Origin of the sequence: Streptomyces fuscigenes (genome assembly GCF_021556455.1) — a bacterium.
GTDB lineage: Bacteria > Actinomycetota > Actinomycetes > Streptomycetales > Streptomycetaceae > Streptomyces > Streptomyces fuscigenes.
In genome coordinates, this window is record NZ_JAKGCV010000748.1 from 1 (window position 1) to 1,450 (window position 1,450).

General features: G+C 77.8%; 2 protein-coding genes. Both read left to right on the forward strand.

What is annotated here, in order from left to right:
• Positions 1 to 216 precede the first annotated feature (216 nt).
• Positions 217 to 450: a hypothetical protein gene (locus tag L1885_RS28290; RefSeq protein WP_235799993.1), complete on the forward strand. Its 234-nt coding sequence runs from the start codon at positions 217 to 219 to the stop codon at positions 448 to 450.
• The gene (locus tag L1885_RS28295; RefSeq protein ID WP_235799992.1) at positions 447 to 1,361 is read left to right on the forward strand and encodes a serine hydrolase; all 915 of its coding nucleotides are present in this window, start codon (positions 447 to 449) and stop codon (positions 1,359 to 1,361) included. The genes L1885_RS28290 and L1885_RS28295 overlap by 4 nt, the downstream gene beginning before the upstream one ends.
• Positions 1,362 to 1,450 lie beyond the last annotated feature (89 nt).

Here is a 1,450-nt window from a genome sequence, read left to right on the forward strand (position 1 = left end):
GTCTCGCCGTAGCGGTCCACGACGATGGAGTCGCCGTCGTAGACCAGCTCGTCCTGACCGCCGGTCATGGCGAGGTACGCGGTGGTGCAGCCGGCCTCCTGGGCGCGCTTGCGTACCAGTTCGAGGCTCGGCCGTCGCCGGGGACTCGCCGCCGTGCGCGCGCAGCTGCGCCGTGTAGGCGCCGGGGCCGGCGGGCGGGGCCGGCGGGTGGAGACCGTGACGGTTCCCGACGAGCGCGCCGCCCTCGCCCTCGTCGCCGCCGGCGCGGCGACGCTCGTCACCGCGGACGGCACGCTCTGCGCCGAGGGCGTCGCCCGGGCCGAGACCACCGACCCGCCGCTGCCCCTGCGGCTGCGCGTGGTGTGGGGCGCCCGCGGGCCCGGGCGCGAGGAGACCGAGCGGGTGGCCCGCTCGCTGGCGCGGGCACTGACCCGGGAGGCCGCGGCATGAGCGGCGAGCGACGCGGCGGCGGCGTGGAGGACACGCTGCGCGGGATGTTCGCGGACGCGGGAGTCCGCGGCTGGCTGCACGTGGCCGACCTGCGGCGGCCGTCCGCGCGGGTCGCCGTCGATCCGGACGAGCCGGTCCCGGTGGGTTCCCTGTACAAGGTGCCGCTCATGGCGGCCTTCTGCCGGCTGGTCGACGCGGGCGACCTCGACCCGGCGCGCGCGCTGACCGTCGGGCCGGACGACCGGGTGCCGGGCCCGACCGGCCTGTCCCTGCTGCGCGATCCGGTGACCGTCTCGCTGCGCGACCTGGTGGCGCTCATGATGAGCATCTCGGACAACACGGCGGCCGACGCGGTGCTGCGCGTCGTGGGGCCGGCGGCGGTCGAGGACGTCTGCCGCCTGTTCGGCATGGACGGCACACACGTCCACGGGGGCGCCGCCCGCACCTTCGAACGGCTCGTCGCGGAGACCGGCGCCGGCTCGCTGGCCGGCGCGATGGACCGCGTCGCGGACAACGACGCGGCCGTCCCCGAAGGCGTCTACGACCCCGCGTACAAGGCGTCCAGCACGCCCGGTGACCTGGCGCGGCTGCTGCGCGCGATCTGGACGGACGAGGCGGCCTCACGCGAGCAGTGCCGCTTCATGCGGGCGGTCATGGGCAGCCAGCCGTGGCACCACCGCCTCGCCTCCGGCTTCCCGTACGACGACGTGACCGTCTCGGGGAAGACCGGCACCTTCGGCGCGATGCGGCACGAGGCGGGCGTGGTCGAGCTGCCCGGCGGCGGCGCCTACACGGCCGTCGTGTTCACGCGGGCCGCCCGCGCCGACCGCAGGCTCCCGCGGGCCGACGCGGTGATCGGCGCGGCGGCCCGGGTGGCGGTGGAGGAGCTGCGCGGCCAAGAGGGCACCTGAGCCGGCCCGCCCCGGCGCCGGGGCGCGTGCGGTGCTGAGGTGCGGGCCCGCGCCGGGGCGCGTGCGGTGCTGAGGTGCGGGCCCGCGCC

What these genes read in the sequence shown, in the direction of transcription:
- L1885_RS28295 (WP_235799992.1), top strand. Translation starts at nt 447, where the DNA reads ATGAGCGGCGAGCGACGCGGCGGCGGCGTGGAGGACACGCTGCGCGGG.